General features: G+C 35.9%; 16 protein-coding genes, 2 tRNA genes, 1 pseudogene and 1 riboswitch. Of the genes and pseudogenes, 11 read left to right on the top strand and 8 right to left on the bottom strand.

The annotated features are described in order from the left end of the window. Positions 1-4: 4 nt before the first annotated feature. Both CDIMF43_RS11325 and CDIMF43_RS11320 read left to right on the top strand, forming a co-directional pair. Positions 5-92 (top strand) — tRNA-Ser (locus CDIMF43_RS11325). A gap of 21 nt (positions 93-113) precedes the next feature. Then, positions 114-185: transfer RNA gene (locus CDIMF43_RS11320), tRNA-Glu, on the top strand. A gap of 102 nt (positions 186-287) precedes the next feature. On the opposite strand, the gene CDIMF43_RS11315 is transcribed toward CDIMF43_RS11320, so the two are convergent. Then, the gene (locus CDIMF43_RS11315; RefSeq protein WP_109842028.1) at positions 288-1,109 is read right to left on the bottom strand and encodes a hypothetical protein; all 822 of its coding nucleotides are present in this window, start codon (positions 1,107-1,109) and stop codon (positions 288-290) included. An 80-nt stretch (positions 1,110-1,189) separates the two neighbouring features. After that, positions 1,190-1,423, bottom strand: a complete 234-nt coding sequence (gene yidD, locus CDIMF43_RS11310; protein ID WP_074402435.1) for a membrane protein insertion efficiency factor YidD — start codon at positions 1,421-1,423, stop codon at positions 1,190-1,192. Positions 1,424-1,558: 135 nt separating this feature from the next. Then, a riboswitch (SMK box riboswitch) is annotated at positions 1,559-1,641 on the top strand. On the opposite strand from yidD, the gene metK reads away from it, so the two are divergent. After that, positions 1,639-2,829: a methionine adenosyltransferase gene (metK, locus tag CDIMF43_RS11305; protein ID WP_109842027.1), complete on the top strand. Its 1,191-nt coding sequence runs from the start codon at positions 1,639-1,641 to the stop codon at positions 2,827-2,829. It overlaps the preceding riboswitch by 3 nt. A gap of 140 nt (positions 2,830-2,969) precedes the next feature. Then, a complete protein-coding gene (locus CDIMF43_RS11300; RefSeq protein WP_034568614.1) occupies positions 2,970-4,448 on the top strand; it encodes an MDR family MFS transporter in 1,479 nt (492 codons plus the stop codon). Positions 4,449-4,490: 42 nt separating this feature from the next. Here the strand turns inward: CDIMF43_RS11300 and mnmM are convergent, their stop codons facing one another. Together mnmM and mnmL are read right to left on the bottom strand one after the other, a co-directional pair. Then, positions 4,491-5,054 carry a tRNA 5-(aminomethyl)-2-thiouridylate-methyltransferase MnmM gene (mnmM, locus tag CDIMF43_RS11295; RefSeq protein ID WP_109842026.1) on the bottom strand — a complete coding sequence of 188 codons (564 nt, stop codon included), beginning with the start codon at positions 5,052-5,054 and terminating at the stop codon, positions 4,491-4,493. 12 nt (positions 5,055-5,066) lie between these two features. Further along, positions 5,067-6,017 (bottom strand): tRNA modification radical SAM protein MnmL/YtqA, encoded by a 951-nt coding sequence (mnmL, locus tag CDIMF43_RS11290; protein ID WP_109842025.1) that lies wholly within the window; start codon positions 6,015-6,017, stop codon positions 5,067-5,069. Positions 6,018-6,177: 160 nt separating this feature from the next. Between mnmL and CDIMF43_RS11285 the strand changes: the two genes are divergently transcribed. The 3 genes from CDIMF43_RS11285 (at position 6,178) to CDIMF43_RS11275 (ending at position 9,787) form a co-directional block, all read left to right on the top strand. After that, positions 6,178-7,713 (top strand): ABC transporter permease, encoded by a 1,536-nt coding sequence (locus CDIMF43_RS11285; RefSeq protein ID WP_109842024.1) that lies wholly within the window; start codon positions 6,178-6,180, stop codon positions 7,711-7,713. A 33-nt stretch (positions 7,714-7,746) separates the two neighbouring features. Then, positions 7,747-8,403 (top strand): ABC transporter ATP-binding protein, encoded by a 657-nt coding sequence (locus CDIMF43_RS11280; RefSeq protein ID WP_109842023.1) that lies wholly within the window; start codon positions 7,747-7,749, stop codon positions 8,401-8,403. Between the two features lie 178 nt (positions 8,404-8,581). After that, complete coding sequence (locus CDIMF43_RS11275; protein WP_109842022.1) at positions 8,582-9,787, top strand: MDR family MFS transporter; 1,206 nt, start codon at positions 8,582-8,584, stop codon at positions 9,785-9,787. A gap of 24 nt (positions 9,788-9,811) precedes the next feature. Here CDIMF43_RS11275 and CDIMF43_RS11270 read toward each other — a convergent pair whose 3' ends face one another. From CDIMF43_RS11270 to CDIMF43_RS11255, 4 genes are all read right to left on the bottom strand, one after another. Beyond that, positions 9,812-10,483 (bottom strand): phosphatase PAP2 family protein, encoded by a 672-nt coding sequence (locus CDIMF43_RS11270; protein ID WP_109842021.1) that lies wholly within the window; start codon positions 10,481-10,483, stop codon positions 9,812-9,814. 82 nt (positions 10,484-10,565) lie between these two features. Then, the gene (locus tag CDIMF43_RS11265; protein ID WP_162532940.1) at positions 10,566-11,591 is read right to left on the bottom strand and encodes a DUF4097 family beta strand repeat-containing protein; all 1,026 of its coding nucleotides are present in this window, start codon (positions 11,589-11,591) and stop codon (positions 10,566-10,568) included. Further along, positions 11,581-12,219 carry a DUF1700 domain-containing protein gene (locus CDIMF43_RS11260; protein ID WP_109842019.1) on the bottom strand — a complete coding sequence of 213 codons (639 nt, stop codon included), beginning with the start codon at positions 12,217-12,219 and terminating at the stop codon, positions 11,581-11,583. Before CDIMF43_RS11260 ends, CDIMF43_RS11265 begins: the two co-directional genes overlap by 11 nt. Further along, entirely contained in the window at positions 12,212-12,541 is a 330-nt protein-coding gene (locus tag CDIMF43_RS11255; RefSeq protein WP_074402447.1) for a PadR family transcriptional regulator, read from the bottom strand. The genes CDIMF43_RS11260 and CDIMF43_RS11255 overlap by 8 nt, the downstream gene beginning before the upstream one ends. Before the next feature lie 237 nt (positions 12,542-12,778). Here CDIMF43_RS11255 and CDIMF43_RS11250 point away from each other — a divergent pair, with 237 nt between their 5' ends. The 4 genes and pseudogenes from CDIMF43_RS11250 to CDIMF43_RS13925 form a co-directional block, all read left to right on the top strand. Next, positions 12,779-13,033: a hypothetical protein gene (locus tag CDIMF43_RS11250; protein ID WP_034568628.1), complete on the top strand. Its 255-nt coding sequence runs from the start codon at positions 12,779-12,781 to the stop codon at positions 13,031-13,033. A gap of 244 nt (positions 13,034-13,277) precedes the next feature. Then, on the top strand, positions 13,278-15,524 hold the full coding sequence (locus CDIMF43_RS11245) for a LysM peptidoglycan-binding domain-containing protein (protein WP_109842018.1): 2,247 nt from the start codon (positions 13,278-13,280) through the stop codon (positions 15,522-15,524). A 273-nt stretch (positions 15,525-15,797) separates the two neighbouring features. Then, entirely contained in the window at positions 15,798-16,316 is a 519-nt protein-coding gene (locus tag CDIMF43_RS11240; protein WP_074402446.1) for a PTS transporter subunit EIIC, read from the top strand. A gap of 22 nt (positions 16,317-16,338) precedes the next feature. After that, positions 16,339-16,436, top strand: a pseudogene (locus CDIMF43_RS13925) (PTS transporter subunit EIIC); the annotation flags it as partial.

The following is a 16,436-nucleotide window of genomic DNA, read 5'->3' as shown; positions in this document are numbered from 1 at the left end:
GATTGGGGAAGTACTCAAGTGGCTGAAGAGGCGCCCCTGCTAAGGGTGTAGGTCGTTAACGCGGCGCGAGGGTTCAAATCCCTCCTTCTCCGTATTTTTAATTTTAATAAAAAGGCCCGTTGGTCAAGCGGTTAAGACACCGCCCTTTCACGGCGGTATCACGGGTTCGATTCCCGTACGGGTCATTGAGTCTTCTGTTAATCAGAAGGCTTTTTTTTTATAAAATAAACTACTTAAAAAAGCATAAAAGAGAAAATTCTCAATAATGCTTTTTGGGTAGTTTATTTTTAATTAGATGAAAGTACTTTAATAAGAGCTATAATACTGAGTAAACTAATAAATACTATTTGAAATAAATTGATCTGTTTCATTTTAATGCTAGTAGAATATGCCGCTTTTTTTTCTTTTAATAGAAGTATGAGTGTAATAGCTAGTGGGCTACTTAGCAATAAGAGAAAAATCCAATTTTCAATGTAGTGAGGTACATAAAGACTTAAAAAGGGAACTATATAGATACTGAGTAAGAGTACATTCAACGTTAGGAAGTCTTTTTTTGCAAGATAGCGGGATTCTATGTTGAGTTCAAGTAATTGTTTATAATAACCAATAAATGCATATAAAGCTATTAATGGAAAACTCCAAAAGTAAAGTTCTCTAGAAATGAAACCTGTTTGAATATAAAAACTGAGGTAAGTTAAAATTCCTCCTTTAAAAAGGGTAGTTAAAATTAAAGAATAAAGGCTTAAGCTTAGATTATACGGAATGTATTGAAGATGTATAACTAAACTGTAAAGCAGTAATAAAATACCAATTAAAAAATTACTAGAAAGTGTTAGATAAAGAATACTTAGTACATTTAAAAGTTCGAAAAGAATAATAGGAAGTAGTCTTAATTTTTGTTTTTCTTTTTTGTGATAGGCAAGTATTTTTTCTAGAAATTGGTTCAAAAGAACAAATAGATAAAGTAGTAAAAAGGAAGTAATTGTGATGCTACTATATTGAATAGAAAGTACGGTTCCCAATAAAATTAAAGTTAAGGGAGATACAAAAATAAGAAATAGTGGATTGAAAAATAGTTTACGCATAGTCTGTTGTGTCATTTGAATCAACGAAAAAAACTCCTTTTAAGTAGGTTCCTTCTATTTTACCAAAAAAAGAAGGAGTATACAGTAAAAAGAGTTTAAATTAATCAATGGTGATGATTTTTTTTCTCGGGAACAGGGTCGTAGCCACCTTTAACAAATGGATGGCAACGTAAAATTCGCCAAATTCCCATTCCAGTTCCTTTAATTGCACCAAAACGTTCGATGGATTGTATCATATAGCTTGAACAAGTTGGAGTATAACGACAACTTGGAGGAAACATCGGCGATATAAATTTTTGATAAAATTGAACAAAGCCAATTAGTATTTTTTTTAACATAGGTCATCTGCCTTTTATATTATGAATGTATGTTTATGGTAAGGTAAGTTTAAAGATAAGTCAATCTTCTTTTTGTTGGATTTTTATTAATGAGTAAAATAAGGAAGAAAAAAAGAAAGAAATCTGTTATAATGACATAGTTACTGGATTCCCGAAAGGATTCACATTTGTGAAGAAGCCTTGTAACCGAAACTATCAAAGGGGGAACAATTATTATGACAGAAAGACGACTTTTTACTTCTGAGTCTGTATCAGAGGGACATCCGGATAAAATCGCCGATCAAATCAGCGATGGGATTTTGGATGCAATTTTAGCGAAAGATCCGCTGGCACGTGTAGCGTGTGAAACAACGGTAACAACTGGATTAGTGCTGGTTGTTGGAGAGATTTCTACCACAACATATGTAGATATCCAAAAAGTTGTCAGGGAGACAATTCGCAAAATCGGTTATACGAGAGCAAAATTTGGTTTCGATGCCGATACTTGTGCTGTAATGGTAGCAATCGATGAGCAATCAAGTGATATTGCTCAAGGTGTAGATGATTCTTTAGAGTTTAAATCGAAGGATGAAGATGCATTAGATCAAATCGGAGCAGGAGATCAAGGGTTAATGTTTGGGTTTGCCATTAATGAAACACCAGAATTAATGCCCTTACCAATTGCGCTAAGCCATCGTTTAACGAAACGATTAGCGGATGTTAGAAAAGAAGGATTATTAAATTACTTGCGACCGGATGCAAAATCTCAGGTTACAATTGAATATGATGAAAAGGGATTGCCATTACGTGTGGATACAATCGTTATCAGCACGCAGCACCACCCAGATACGACTTTGGAGGAATTACAGTCTGACATTAAGGAACACGTTATCAAGGCTGTTATTCCACCTGAATTGCTAGACAATGAAACGAAATATTTTATTAACCCAACGGGACGCTTTGTCATTGGTGGACCTCAAGGCGATTCTGGTTTAACAGGTCGAAAAATCATTGTTGACACCTATGGCGGTTATGCGCGTCATGGTGGAGGAGCATTTTCTGGGAAAGATCCAACAAAAGTAGATCGCTCGGCCAGCTATGCAGCACGTTACATTGCTAAAAATATTGTTGCAGCGAAATTGGCTGATAAATGTGAAGTTCAATTAGCCTATGCGATTGGAGTCGCTCAGCCTGTATCCATTGCAATTGATACCTTTGGTACTGGAAAAGTCTTAGAAAGCAAGTTGATAGAAGCCGTTCGTAAAAACTTTGATTTACGTCCAGCTGGAATCATTGAGATGCTTGATTTAAGAAGACCTATTTATCAACAAACTGCAGCTTATGGTCATTTTGGTCGAACAGACATTGAATTGCCATGGGAACAGTTAGATAAAATCGATGCATTAAAAGCAAGCGTTACGGAATAAGTAATAAAGAGGCGGTCTCTATCAGGCAAAAGGATAGAGGCTGTTTTTTGCAAAAAAAATTAAGTTTATTAGAGCTTTAGAGAACGAAATCTTTTTCTACGTTGTTCTAAGTTTAATTTTTAAAAGAAAGAAGGGTAAAAATGGAGAAAAGTAAAAAACAAACAAATGTTGTGTTGGTAACAATTGCTATTTTTGTTGCGACCTTTATGACAGCTGTTGAAGGTACGATTGTCTCAACTGCGATGCCGACAATTATTGGAAGTCTTGAAGGCATGGCATTAATGAACTGGGTATTTTCAATTTATTTATTAACAAGTGCTATGATGACACCTGTTTATGGTAAATTATCAGATATGATTGGGCGTAAGCCAATTTTTATTATTGGAGCAATTATCTTTATTATGGGGTCAGCGTTATGTGGACTTTCTCAAACCATGACGCAATTAATTATCTTTAGAGCAATTCAAGGAATTGGAGCAGGGGCGATTATGCCAGTTGCATTTACCATTATTGCGGATATCTACCCTTATGAAAAACGTGCTAAAGTTTTAGGAATGAACGGTGCAGCATGGGGAGTAGCAGGGATATTTGGTCCTTTATTAGGTGGTTTTATTGTAGATCACTTGAGCTGGCATTGGATTTTTTATATTAATGTTCCAGTAGGGTTATTAACCATTTTATTAGTGAGTTTATTTTTACATGAAGAATATCATTTTGAGAAAAAACCAATTGACTATTTTGGGTGTTTAACCTTAATGGGAGCGTTATTGTTTTTACTTTATGGCTTCCAAATTTTAGGAGAAAATCCGAGTATTTCGCTTAAGCTAATTGGTGCTTTTCTAGTTTCAATTATCATGTTTGCTTTGTTTGTAGTTGCTGAAAAGCGTGCAGCAGATCCAATTATCCCATTAAGTTTGTTTAACAATCGAACTTTTGTCATTCAAAACGTGGTTGCAGCATTGGTGAGTGGTTTCTTAATCGCAGTTGATGTTTATATTCCAATGTGGATGCAAGGGATTTTAGGAATGAAAGCGGCGATGGGAGGATTTGCTATTACACCAATGTCTTTAACATGGGTAATGGGTTCTTTTATTGCGGGACGTGTTATTTTGAAATACCCTGTGAAATGGATATTAACAGGAAGTCTAATTATTGTCGCATTTAGTGGAGCCTTTATGTTGTTATTGCCAATTTCAGCACCATTTGTCCTCTTCTTACTAGTGACAGCGATTATTGGGATTGGGATGGGAATTACCATTACCACCACTACGGTTACCGCCCAAAATGTAGTGCCTAAAAATCAAATTGGTGTAGCAACATCATCAAACACCTTGTTTAGAATTTTAGGGCAAACCATTATGATTTCAATTTATGGCATTATTTTAAATAGCAATATTGCCAAACATATTTCAGCTGAAACAGTGAGCGGTATTAATGAAAAAATGATGAATAAATTAATTAATCCATTAACGGCAGTTAGCTTAGATCCAAAAATCTTGCCTACTTTAAGAGAAATTTTATTTGATGGATTACAAGGAGTGTTCCTTGGAGCCTTTATCGCAGTAATTTTAGCCTTTGTTATCAATCAATTTGATCACAAAAAAATGCCTAAAATTTAAAAAAGTCGTTGCTCTCCTTTTAAAAAGGAGGCAACGACTTTTTTATTTTTTTTCAATTGCAATTACAAAAGGGGGATCATTTTTTTGATTAATAAATTCATAGCGTAAGACATTGCATTCTTCTTGTGGAAGTGTGGTGACATATTCTAAAACGGCTTCTTTTTCAGTTAGTCCACCATCGTGACCGTAATAGACAACGAGAATCAAACGGCCTCCTTTGCGTAAATGAGGCAGCAATGACTGGATTGCTGTTAAAGTTGTTTCACCCTTTGTAATGATTGATTTATCGCTTTGAGGCAAATAGCCTAAATTAAAGATTGCAGCACTGATTTCTTCGCTTTCAGGGAGAACATCCCCAACGGTTTCGTGTCCTTGTTGAAATAATTGAACTTGCTGAGACAGACCTGTTAGCAGTAATTTTTGTTTAGTTGTTTCGATGGCTTGCTTTTGAATATCAAATCCGTAGACAACCCCTGATTCTCCTACTAAGGTAGCAAGTAAAACAGTATCGCCGCCATTGCCAACCGTTGCATCTACCACCTTATCACCTGTTGTGATGACTTCCTTTAACAGTTGATGACTATAGTCCATTGCTCGTTTTAGCATGAGATTTCCTCCTTAGTTTCGACTATTTTTGGCTCCTTGGAAAGTATTTCGTTGCTTCATTTCATGATCGATTGCATTAAGAACTTCCCATTTTTTTAAACTCCACATTGGACCGATGATTGTGTCACGAGGTGCATCTCCTGTTAGGCGGTGAATAATAATTTCAGGAGGAATCATCTCTAATTGATCGCAAATTAGATGTACATAAGTATCTTGATCCATTAATTCTAAACGGCCTTCATGATAATCTCGAACCATTTTTGTGTTTTTCATTAAATGCAATAGATGAAGTTTAACTCCTTGAATATCGGAGTCTAGAATCATTCGGCGGGTACTTTCTAACATCATCTCGACGGATTCACCAGGCAATCCGTTAATTAAATGAGTACAGACATTAATGTTATGTTTGCGTAACTTTTCGACACCTGTCAAATAGGTTTGATAGTCATGTGCACGATTGATCAATTGACTCGTCTCTTCATGAATGGTTTGTAAACCAAGCTCTACCCATAAATAATAGCGTTGATTGAGTTCGGCTAGATAATCAACTACATCATCTGGTAAGCAATCTGGGCGTGTGGCAATCTGAATTCCAACGACCCCTTGTTCGTTGACCACTTGTTCAAATTTGTGACGCAGTTCTTCGACAGGGGCGTGAGTATTCGTAAAATTTTGAAAATAGGCAATGTATTTGGTTACGTTTGGCCATTTTTGATGCATCATTTGAACTTCTTTTTGAAATTGAATCGGCAGGGGATCGATGCGGTCACCTGCAAAATCACCAGACCCAGAAACACTGCAAAAAGTACAACCACCATGTGCCACCGTGCCATCACGATTAGGGCAATCAAATCCACCGTCTAGTGGAACTTTAAAAACTTTTTCACCAAATTGTTGGCGTAAAGCGTAATTCCAAGTATGGTAACGCTTGTTTGGATCTTTCGTATATTGAAATGTAGTCATATTTTTCACCTCGTTTTTTAGTGTAACATGAATAGGCTAATATGTGACTAAAATTACGATAAAATTTTTAAGGTTCATTTAAGGTTGATTAGGCATAATCTTCTTATGACAATCGAAACACAAAGAAGGTTGTACAACGTATAGACAAGGAGGATTTTAAATGAACTTTATTAAACGTGCGTTTTTAAGTACTAAAGCAAAGAAAGGCCGCTCATTTTTATTATTATTAGTGTTTTCTGTTATTTTGATTTTTGTATTAGCAGGTATCACCATTCAAAGCGCTTCTAACAAAGCGACAGAAGAAGCTCGAAAATCAATGGGAGGATCGGTTACTTTAGCTGTTGATCGAGAAAAAACACTTCAAAAACCAACTGAAAATACGGATTCAAGTAGTGCGGAAGACGAAGGAGGGAAAAGACCTGATCCTGGATCGTATCAATCGACACCTGTTGATTTAGAAGCAGCTAAAAAAATTGCAGCCCTAGATCATGTAGCTTCTTATAATTTTATTTCAACGACATCGGCTGGTGCGGAATCCTTTGATCCGATTACGTCAACAGATACAACGGATACAACAAGTGAAGAAAGCACTAATCAAGGTGGACCTGGTGGGTCTGAAGAGGGCGGAAATCCATTTGGTAAAGGAAATGCGCAGGGTGATTTAAGTGTGATGGGTATTTTGTCGACTGAAACGTTAAGTGGCTTCACAGACGGCACGAATAAATTAGTAGAAGGAGAGGCCATCACAGAAAAAGATAAGGATCAAAATGTTGTCTTGTTAGAACAAAGTTTAGCTGAAGCCAATAGTTTATCTGTAGGCGATAAAGTGACCATTTCTAACCCTACGGATAGCACAAAAACTTATGAGTTAACGATTCAAGGGATTTATACTACAACAGCTAGTGATGATGCGATGGCCTCTAACTTTAGTTTTCTAAATGCATCAAATCAATTATATGTTCCGTATACATTTGCCAATACGTTAAAAGGGGACACGTACGCGAATGCAGTTGATTCTGTTGTGTACCAATTAGATGACCCTGAAAATGTGGCTAATTTTGTAAAAGCGGCTGAAAAAACCGGCTTAGATATGGACACGTATGCGTTGCAAACAGATACAGCTGTATATGAACAAATGATTCAACCCATTGAAAATGTATCAAGCTTTGCTAAAAAAATTGTCATTTTAGTTTCAGTTGCTGGGGTCATTATTTTAGCCTTAATTATTATGATGACGATTCGCGAACGTAAATATGAAATGGGGGTTCTTTTATCATTAGGTGAAAAACGTTGGAAATTAATGGCCCAATTTTTTATTGAGATATTGCTAATTTTTATACTTGCGATGGGAATTGCTGGTGTGAGTGGGAAGTATGTAGGAAATGTGGTTGGTCAACAATTGTTAGATCAACAAACAACGGCAAGTAGTGAAACGACTGCAACGGAATCAAATGGAAAAGGCCCAGGAAATGATGCTGGTGGTGGACCTGGTGGCGGCGGCTTTGGACAATCTGTTCGCAATTTTGGAGCAAGTAGTTCAGCGGAACAAAAACAAATTGATGAATTGGATGTCTTTGTATCGACGAGGGACTTAGTGAAATTAGGCGGTATTGGTTTGGGTATCTGCTTCTTATCTGTATTACTTGCTTCAGCAGGTGTGATTCGTTTACAACCTAAGAAAATTTTAACGATGTAATTGTAATAAAAAATAAGAGAAAAGAGGGATTTGATGATTACAGCTAAAAATATTGGCTACTGGTATGATAAGGGAGCGACACCGTTATATCAACATGTTAATTTGACATTCGATCAAGGCGTCCTTTATAGTATTTTAGGGAGTAGTGGTTCAGGAAAAACAACTTTTTTATCATTGATATCTGGCTTAGATAAACCTAAAGAAGGCGAAATTCTCTATGAAGGAAAAGCCATCAATAAAATGGGATTAACCAATTTCCGCAATCAAAAAGTATCGATTGTTTTTCAAGCTTACAATTTATTGCCTTATATGACAGCACTAGAAAATATAGTGACAGCAATGGAAATTACAAAATCTAAGGAACGTGATAAAAAAAATTATGCATTGCAAATGCTGAAAAGAGTGGGAATTGATGAAGCTTTAGCGAAAAAAAATGTGATGCATTTGTCAGGAGGGCAGCAGCAACGGATTGCGATTGTGCGGGCGATGTGTTGTGACACAAAATTTATTGTAGCGGATGAACCAACGGGAAATTTAGATGAAGAAACATCAAGAGACATTATCCGATTGTTTCAAGAGTTAGCTCACAAAGAAAATAAATGCATTATATTGGTCACTCATGAGCAAGAAGTTGCAAAGGAAAGTGATGTTTGCATTCAATTAAAAAACAAACAATTTAGCATTATTTAATTGTGGAAGCAAAAGGACAATTTGTCTGTTCTTTTGCTTTTTTTATACATAGAAGTAAAGTAAGTTTAATTTTATTTTTCTTATCCAATTCTCATTTAACCGAAATAAAGATAGTGTAAACTAAATAGGTCTATCTGGCAACAAAGCTAGGGAGTTTAAGGAAGAAGGAGTGAATGGAATGACTTTTAAGTCAAAGCTACCAAAAGATTTATGGATTGTAGCGGTAGGAATGGTTTTATTGTACACGGGCTTGTCTTTTATTTGGCCCTTTAATATGATTTACATGACACAAAATTTGGGTATGTCTGATACAGCAGCTGGCCAAGTATTGTTGGTGAATTCGGGAATTGGTATTATTGGAAGTATTATTGGAGGAATCATTTTTGATCGCTTATCAGGTTATATTTCACTAGCAATTGGAACGGGGATTTTAGTAATCACAACAGGTTCTTTGTTTTTATTCCATGGTTCGCCTGCTTTTATTTATAATATATGGGCTATTAGTATTGCGATGGGAATGGTTTTTGCAGGTCTTTATACAGCGGCTGGCTTAACTCATCCTACTGGAGGACGTACAGGTTTTAATACGATTTATGTGGCTCAAAATGTTGGCGTTGCTGTTGGACCCTTTTTAGCTGGAATATTAGCAAAAAAGGGATTGGAAAATGTATACACAGGTTCCTTTGTTTTTGCAATTATTTACGCATTATTTTTTGTTTGCTATTTTAGAAAAATTGATTGGAAATCAGAAAAGGTTATAGGGGAAACGAAACACCACACTGTAGATGGAAAACGTGGAAAAGCGACTAAAATTGGCTTATTGTCCTTTTCATTGCTATTGGCAACTTATCTTTTTTGTCAGTTGCCTCATGTGCAGTGGCAGTCAAATTTATCGACATATATGACGCATGTAAAAGGCGTAAGCAATGCTCAGTATGGGAATTTATGGAGTATCAATGGTTCTTTAATTTTATTAGGGCAAGTGGTCATTATTCCTTTAGTTGCTAGATTTAAAGAAAAATTAAGTCTGCAAATTTATATTGGAATCGGCTTATTTGCCTGTTCATTCTTATTTGCAATGAATGCGACGGACTATTCAGGCTTCTTACTTGGAATGATTTTACTAACATTAGGTGAAATGTTTGCCTGGCCTGCTATTCCAACAATTGCGTATCAATTAGCACCAGTTGGTCAAGCAGGACTTTACCAAGGCTTAGTCAATGGAACAGCAACTGCTGCCAGAATGTTAGCTCCTATTTTAGGGGCAATTGTTGTCACGTCTTTTGGCGGAATAACAAGTTTATTTATCTGCATTTTTGTACTATTGGGATTGGCTGTAGTCAGTTTAGTCTTTCAACAACGAACACAGAAACGTGTCAAATAAAAAAATCTCCCTCGGGAGATTTTTTTATTTGAGTTTTAATTTGGTTGTGACATAGTTTATCCATTTATCGAAATAGGCAATAGCAAAGGCTATCCAAGCAAATCCTAGCGCAAATCCACCAAGTACATCAGAAGGGAAATGAACGCCAACATAGATACGACTAATGCCAACTGAAAGAATCAGGAAAGTTGCTATTAGAGCAATTATCCATTTAATGCTCGTTCGTCGAATACTGATGATTAAAAGAAATGCGATACTTGAAAATAAAATCATTGACCCCATCGAATGGCCACTTGGAAAACTAAAGCCACCTTGTTCAACTAAATGTTTAATGGTTGGGCGAGGGCGTCTAAAAATTTGTTTAACGGTAAAATTTAAGAGACCAGATCCAATTCCTAAATTTAACACTAGCCAACTAGGGTAAGAAATACTTTTCTTGTAGATTGCCCATCCCATAATAAAAATAAGCGCAATCCCAATGATCGAGGACGTATTTCCAAGCGTTGTGATTGAAATAAAATAAGCGGATTTGCTACTCGTAATCGGATCACGGATAAGTTGTGTAATGCTTTGATCAAATTGATGCAACCAATGAGCATTTGTTGCGACTCCAACAGCCATACTTAAAAAGATAGCAAAGGATAGAAGGCTTAAAGAAAGCCAAATGGTTGTCTTTGATTGTTTGTTTGTAGTCATAAAAAACTCCTTATGTTTAAAAATTAAAAAAGAACTCTTAAAAAGAGTTCTTCTTTAGTTTAACGGAAAAGTGGTCAATTGTCTAAAAATCTTTGTCTGAGTCCATCATATGATCCATATCCATATCATCCATATGGTTTGAATCGTGCATGTCATTCATTGTTGAATCATCAGAATCCTGTTCTTGTTCTACTTGAATATTCCCAGCATTTGTTTTCAATTTAATTTGATTTTTACCTTCTCCAAAACGAGCGTTGGGTTCATTTTTTCCAAAAATGGTTAAATCTCCTAAATCAAGGTAGCTCTGAATGACGGCATCTGTAGGAAGTGTTGCTGTTTCGATGGAAATGTCCCCAAAATTTGTTTGGAAATCAAGGGCTTGATCGATTTTTTTATTTGATAAATCAATGCCACCTGCATTTGTTTTAGCGCTGATTTTACCCGTTACTTGATTTAGGGAAACATCTCCAGCAGAAGCGTCGATTGTTGTTGTTTTTCCAATCAGGCGAGAAAGGGAAATTTCTCCTGCATTCGTTTTGAGTTTCGTATCTTCAATAACAGAGTTTGCAAGGGAAATAGTCCCAAAATTATTTACTGCATTTAGCGTTTTTGTTTTTAAGTTAGTCAAGTTGATATCCCCAGCGTTGCTCTTAACCGTCAAGGAATCGCCGTTGAATGATTCAGTTGAGATAGTGCCAAATTTAGTATTGATTTCAGTATTTTTTATGTTTTTTGGTAAATAAACAGTTGCATTTTTAGTTTCAAAATCAAAGAATAGACGGACTTTTTGACGGTTGGTTGCAGGTTCTTTTAAATCAATTTTTAATTCATTGTCACGTTCAGTTGTTTTAATTTCAAATTTATTTGCAACTGGACTTTTTCCGTTGATTTCAACGTGAACCTGTTGGTCAGCAGATTCTAAGACTTGGATATTTAAGCTATCGCCTGAAACAATTACCGTTTTATTTCCATTAACAGGGATGTCTTTTTTTAGATTGAGTGTTGAAAGTTTTTGCGCTTTAGGATAGGTGATTGTACTTGCAAACCCACCTACAACAATTAAGCTGATTCCTGTAAAGACTAATGTTTTAATTAATTTAGTTTTCATGATTTGTACCTCCAAAAACAACATAAATGTTCCAAAGAACATATCGTTTCATCAATTTAGCAAATAAGATAGTGAGGGGGTAACCCAGTGCAATTAATAGCAATCCGACGCCACAAAAAACAATTGTAAGGGCGAATTGGAAAAGTGCAATAGTTGAAAAAGCTGTAATTAACATATAAATACCCGCTAGAGGCAATAAACTAAAGGTGATGGCTACAAGCCAGCCAGCAAAAAGAATCCCTAGAATTGTAAGGACAGGAGCTAAGACAAAAATGAGATTAAAGAAAAGTAAGCCAGTTCCTTTTATAAGGCGTTTGAAAAGACTGTCGTGATTTTCTTTTGGTAAATAGTGATTTTCTTGATAAGCTGGGTTTGCTTCAAAGGCAACCCAATCCCCTTGGCTAAATTCAGGGCCTTTTGCTTTAGGTTCTACGCCATACATAGCCAAAATTTCTTTGGCAATTTGCTTAGGATTTCCTAGTTCTTTAGCAATTTGTTCTTCTGATTTTCCTTGAGCTAAGCCGTTTTCAAAGTGTTCAACGTAGTCGCTCATTACGTCTTGACGGTCGTTTTCTGATAAGTCACGTAGACTTAACTTTAATTCAATCATAAAATGTTCTTTATTCATGGTTCAAATCATCTCCTAATTTAATAATAGTTTCAACACTATCTGCAAAGTGCTGCCAATCAATTAATTGTTTTTCTAAATAAGTAATACCTAAATCGGTGAGATGGTAGTATTTTCGACTAGGACCTTCATTAGATTCTTGAAGATAAGTCGTGCACATACCATCGGTTGTTAATTTTCGTAATAAGGGATAGATCGTCCCTTCAGATATTTCAATATGTTGAGAAATCGTTTCGACTAATTCATAGCCGTAACAATCTTTCTTTTTCAATAGAACAAGTACACATAAACCTAAAACTCCTTTTTTAAATTGAGTGTTCATTTTTTCACCTGCCAACCATTGTAATTTCTAAATTAACTATAACGGCTACTACTATCTATTACAAGGTAGTAAGCTAAAAACAAGACTAAAGTATGAGGTGGCGTTGGACTTAAAATGTAGAAGCATCTCCAACTTAGAAACCGATTTCAAATAAATCATGAAAAAGACAAACTTTCTTATCAATTACTTAATAAATGTTTGGTAAAGTAAGGATAGATAAGGAAAGGGCGTGTAAATATGTTACTTGATGATAGCAATTTAATCAATGAAATTGGTTGTGCACAAATTAAAGAAGTGGCATTTCCAACTATTACAATTGAAACTGAAGATGGACAATTACTTAAAATAAATGTAACGAAAAAACAAAAACGAGATCCTATTTTTTGGAAATCAATTAAAGACATTTGGCAAGCAGGGATTTGGATTCCTTTTAATAAAAAACTTTCACACTTACTGGATAACGATTGGTTAGTAGAACCAGCAATGGCTTAAATACTTAATAAAGAAAAATGCTCCTCATTTTAATGTGGAGCTTTTTTAGTGTGTTTTATTAAAAGAAATGTTACGAAACGATGTCGTTTATTAAGAATTTAAAGAATTGACGTTATTTCTTTAAAAAAATTTAAAAGAACGATATAATGTACAGAGTACTTATTGAATTTATAAAAATAATCCATGTCTAATAAAAAAAAGTTAGAAACATACATCAAGCAAGAAAAAAGGGAGGTTGTTTACTTTGGAAACAACAAGAAAAGAGCGTATTTCAGGTGAGAAAAGTATCAAAAAACATGAACAATTTAAAGAAAACAGCGTAGTCGTAAAAAAAGGAATGGCTTTTGTTAGCACTACTTTAGTTATGGGTACGTTAGCTTTACCGACTTTTTCAGCAGTTGCAAGTGCAAATGAATTGGCAGGAAACAGTCAAAAAACAATCGAAAGCAACTTAAACAACGGTACAGATTCTGTTACGGAAGCTCAAGCGCCAGCTGTAGAGTCAACAAATACAGATACTTCTTCAGTAGATACAGCCAATTCAGATTCAGCAACAAGTAGCGAATCTTCTGAAGGGACTTCGACTGAAACACCTGATTCTTCTCAAGTAACAGATTCTTCAGCAACACCAGATGCTAGTGAAGAACCAATTTCAAAAGAGGAAGTAAAAGAAGCCGATATTACGGAAGTTCAAGCGCCAGTTGCAAACTACGCGGCGGCAGAAACAATGATGATGGCTCGCAGTATGGCGCCACAATCATTTATCGCTTCAATTTCAGATTCAGCAACTCAAATTGCAAATGAAAATGATTTATACGCATCTGTTATGATTGCACAAGCTATTTTAGAAAGTGCTTGGGGTGGAAGTGCACTAGCTTCAGCACCAAACTATAACCTATTTGGAATCAAAGGGAATTATAATGGTCAATCAGTAGCGATGAAAACATTGGAAGACGATGGCCATGGCAATTACTATGAAATTATCGATTATTTTAGAAAATACCCATCTTACCACCAATCTTTACAAGATTACGCACAAGTAATCAAAGGTGGACCAAGTTGGAATCATAATTATTACTCTGGTGCTTGGAAGAGCAACACTTCTTCTTACCGTGATGCAACAGCTTGGTTACAAGGACGTTATGCAACAGATACATCTTACGCTTCAAAATTGAATCGTGTTATTGAATCAAATAATCTAACTCAATACGATACAGGCAGTACAGGAGGCGGAACAACAACCCCTGGAACTGGTGGCAACGAAAATACAGGCGGAAATGGCAATACGGGTGGTAATACAGGCGGTTCAAATGAAAATACTCAAACGTATGTCGTTAAATCAGGGGATACATTATGGGGCATTGCCAATCAATTTGGCTTAACTGTAGCGAATTTAAAAGCAATGAACAACCTAAGTTCAGATACGATTTTTGTTGGACAACAATTAAAAGTCAAAGGTGGTTCAACAACTACTCCAGCGCCAGATCCAACACCAACACCAGACCCAACGCCAGATCCTGGCAATAGCTCAGTCTATACAGTAAAATCAGGTGATTCGTTATGGGGAATTGCCAATAAAAACGGTGTATCTGTAGCAAACTTAAAAGCATGGAACAACTTATCTAGTGATATGATTTTTGTAGGACAAAAATTAACTATTAAAGGCGGTACAGGTACAGTAACTCCGCCAACAACACCTCCAACCGAAAATACTGGTAATAATAATGGCAATGCAGGTTCAACAACTGGAACGTATACAGTAGTAAGTGGCGATTCACTGTGGGCAATTGCGAATAAAAATGGCGTATCCGTAGCGAATTTAAAAGCGTGGAATAACTTAACAACCGATACGATTTTTGTAGGACAAAAATTAACCATTAAAGGTGGCACAACTACTGCACCAACAAATCCAACAACACCGCCAGCAGGGAATAATAATAATGGTTCAACAACAAGTGGAACGTATACAGTAGTAAGTGGCGATTCACTATGGGCAATTGCGAATAAAAACGGCGTATCTGTAGCGAATTTAAAAGCGTGGAATAACTTAACAACCGATACGATTTTTGTTGGACAAAAATTAACCATTAAAGGTGGCACAACCACTGCACCAACAAATCCAACAACGCCGCCAGCAGGGAACTCGAATAGTGGCTCAACAACAAGTGGAACGTATACAGTAGTAAGTGGCGATTCACTATGGGCAATTGCGAATAAAAACGGCGTATCCGTGGCAAACTTAAAAGCCTGGAACAAGTTAACAACCGATACAATTTTTGTTGGTCAAAAACTAACTATCAAAGGTGGTTCAACTAATAACTCAAGTCAACCATCGACAAATAACAATCAATCGAAAACGTATAAAGTCGTAAGTGGCGATTCGTTATGGGCGATTGCCAATAAAAATGGTGTATCCGTAGCAAACTTAAAAGCGTGGAATAACTTAACAAGCGATACGATTTTTGTAGGACAAACGTTAAAAATGAACTAAAGAACTTGAACAGCATCCTAATCATTAGGGTGCTGTTTTTTTATAAAATAACGATTTTATTATTGATAGCGTTTTCTATTTCTGATAAGATGACCGTAGTTAATAAATGAAAACGATTTCTTGTGACTATTTAATTAGGCAAGGAAAAAGAGATGAGCACTCAAGTTCATTCCTTTTTCCTTGCCTAATTTTTTTGTTCAATTGAATTAAAAAGGGGGAACGGCAAGAAAGTGAAACGCTGTAGTTAAAAATAAATATTCTGGAGGAATTAGGATGAAGAAAGAAAACTTAGGAAAACGATACGGCATCGGATTTTCTTATATTGCAATGGCTCTTATAGTATTTGTTTTGTTTTGGGGATTGAGTTTAACTGGCATCGGAGCTTTTACTGGAATTTATGGAGCCTTTAAGTTGATTTTTCCTTTAATCGTTGCGATTTCTATTGCAACTGGGATTGGTTTCGATCACAGTGGCGCTTCTGCTTTAGCTGGAGCTGTCGGTTACTTGGTTTTTGGAGCATCCTTTTCTGTTTTAATTGATCCCAAAATTCCTTTTTTAGTAACAACTCCAATTAAATTATTTGGTTCAATGGGTTCAGATCAATTCTTCTTTATTCTTTGTGGGTTAATGATGGGAATTGTAGCAGGTTCTTTGTACAATAAATTTTACAATATTAAATTGCCAGAATGGTTAGCATTCTTTGGCGGACGTCGTTTTGTTCCTATTATTACAAGTATTGTTGCGTTATTTATTGGCTCGTTTATCGCCAATGTCATTATTCCACATTTATAGGAATTAGGGGAGGAAAACAATTATGTTAAATCAAATGCAAAAAATTGGGAAAGCGTTAATGCTTCCAATCGCAGTATTACCTGCTGCTGGGTTGTTAAATCGACTTGGTGCAGCAGATGT

Origin of the sequence: Carnobacterium divergens (genome assembly GCF_900258435.1) — a bacterium.
Classification (GTDB): domain Bacteria; phylum Bacillota; class Bacilli; order Lactobacillales; family Carnobacteriaceae; genus Carnobacterium; species Carnobacterium divergens_A.
The sequence above is the reverse complement of the archived record's forward strand: the minus strand, read 5'-3'. Positions and strand labels throughout refer to the sequence as shown.

Excerpts from the sequence above, each read along its gene's own strand:
- yidD (WP_074402435.1), bottom strand. The coding sequence starts at position 1,423 with ATGTTAAAAAAAATACTAATTGGCTTTGTTCAATTTTATCAAAAATTT.
- metK (WP_109842027.1), top strand. The coding sequence starts at position 1,639 with ATGACAGAAAGACGACTTTTTACTTCTGAGTCTGTATCAGAGGGACAT.
- CDIMF43_RS11300 (WP_034568614.1), top strand. The coding sequence starts at position 2,970 with ATGGAGAAAAGTAAAAAACAAACAAATGTTGTGTTGGTAACAATTGCT.
- mnmM (WP_109842026.1), bottom strand. The coding sequence starts at position 5,054 with ATGCTAAAACGAGCAATGGACTATAGTCATCAACTGTTAAAGGAAGTC.
- mnmL (WP_109842025.1), bottom strand. The coding sequence starts at position 6,017 with ATGACTACATTTCAATATACGAAAGATCCAAACAAGCGTTACCATACT.
- CDIMF43_RS11285 (WP_109842024.1), top strand. The coding sequence starts at position 6,178 with ATGAACTTTATTAAACGTGCGTTTTTAAGTACTAAAGCAAAGAAAGGC.
- CDIMF43_RS11280 (WP_109842023.1), top strand. The coding sequence starts at position 7,747 with ATGATTACAGCTAAAAATATTGGCTACTGGTATGATAAGGGAGCGACA.
- CDIMF43_RS11275 (WP_109842022.1), top strand. The coding sequence starts at position 8,582 with ATGACTTTTAAGTCAAAGCTACCAAAAGATTTATGGATTGTAGCGGTA.
- CDIMF43_RS11270 (WP_109842021.1), bottom strand. The coding sequence starts at position 10,483 with ATGACTACAAACAAACAATCAAAGACAACCATTTGGCTTTCTTTAAGC.
- CDIMF43_RS11265 (WP_162532940.1), bottom strand. The coding sequence starts at position 11,591 with ATGAAAACTAAATTAATTAAAACATTAGTCTTTACAGGAATCAGCTTA.
- CDIMF43_RS11260 (WP_109842019.1), bottom strand. The coding sequence starts at position 12,219 with ATGAATAAAGAACATTTTATGATTGAATTAAAGTTAAGTCTACGTGAC.
- CDIMF43_RS11255 (WP_074402447.1), bottom strand. The coding sequence starts at position 12,541 with ATGAACACTCAATTTAAAAAAGGAGTTTTAGGTTTATGTGTACTTGTT.
- CDIMF43_RS11250 (WP_034568628.1), top strand. The coding sequence starts at position 12,779 with ATGTTACTTGATGATAGCAATTTAATCAATGAAATTGGTTGTGCACAA.
- CDIMF43_RS11240 (WP_074402446.1), top strand. The coding sequence starts at position 15,798 with ATGAAGAAAGAAAACTTAGGAAAACGATACGGCATCGGATTTTCTTAT.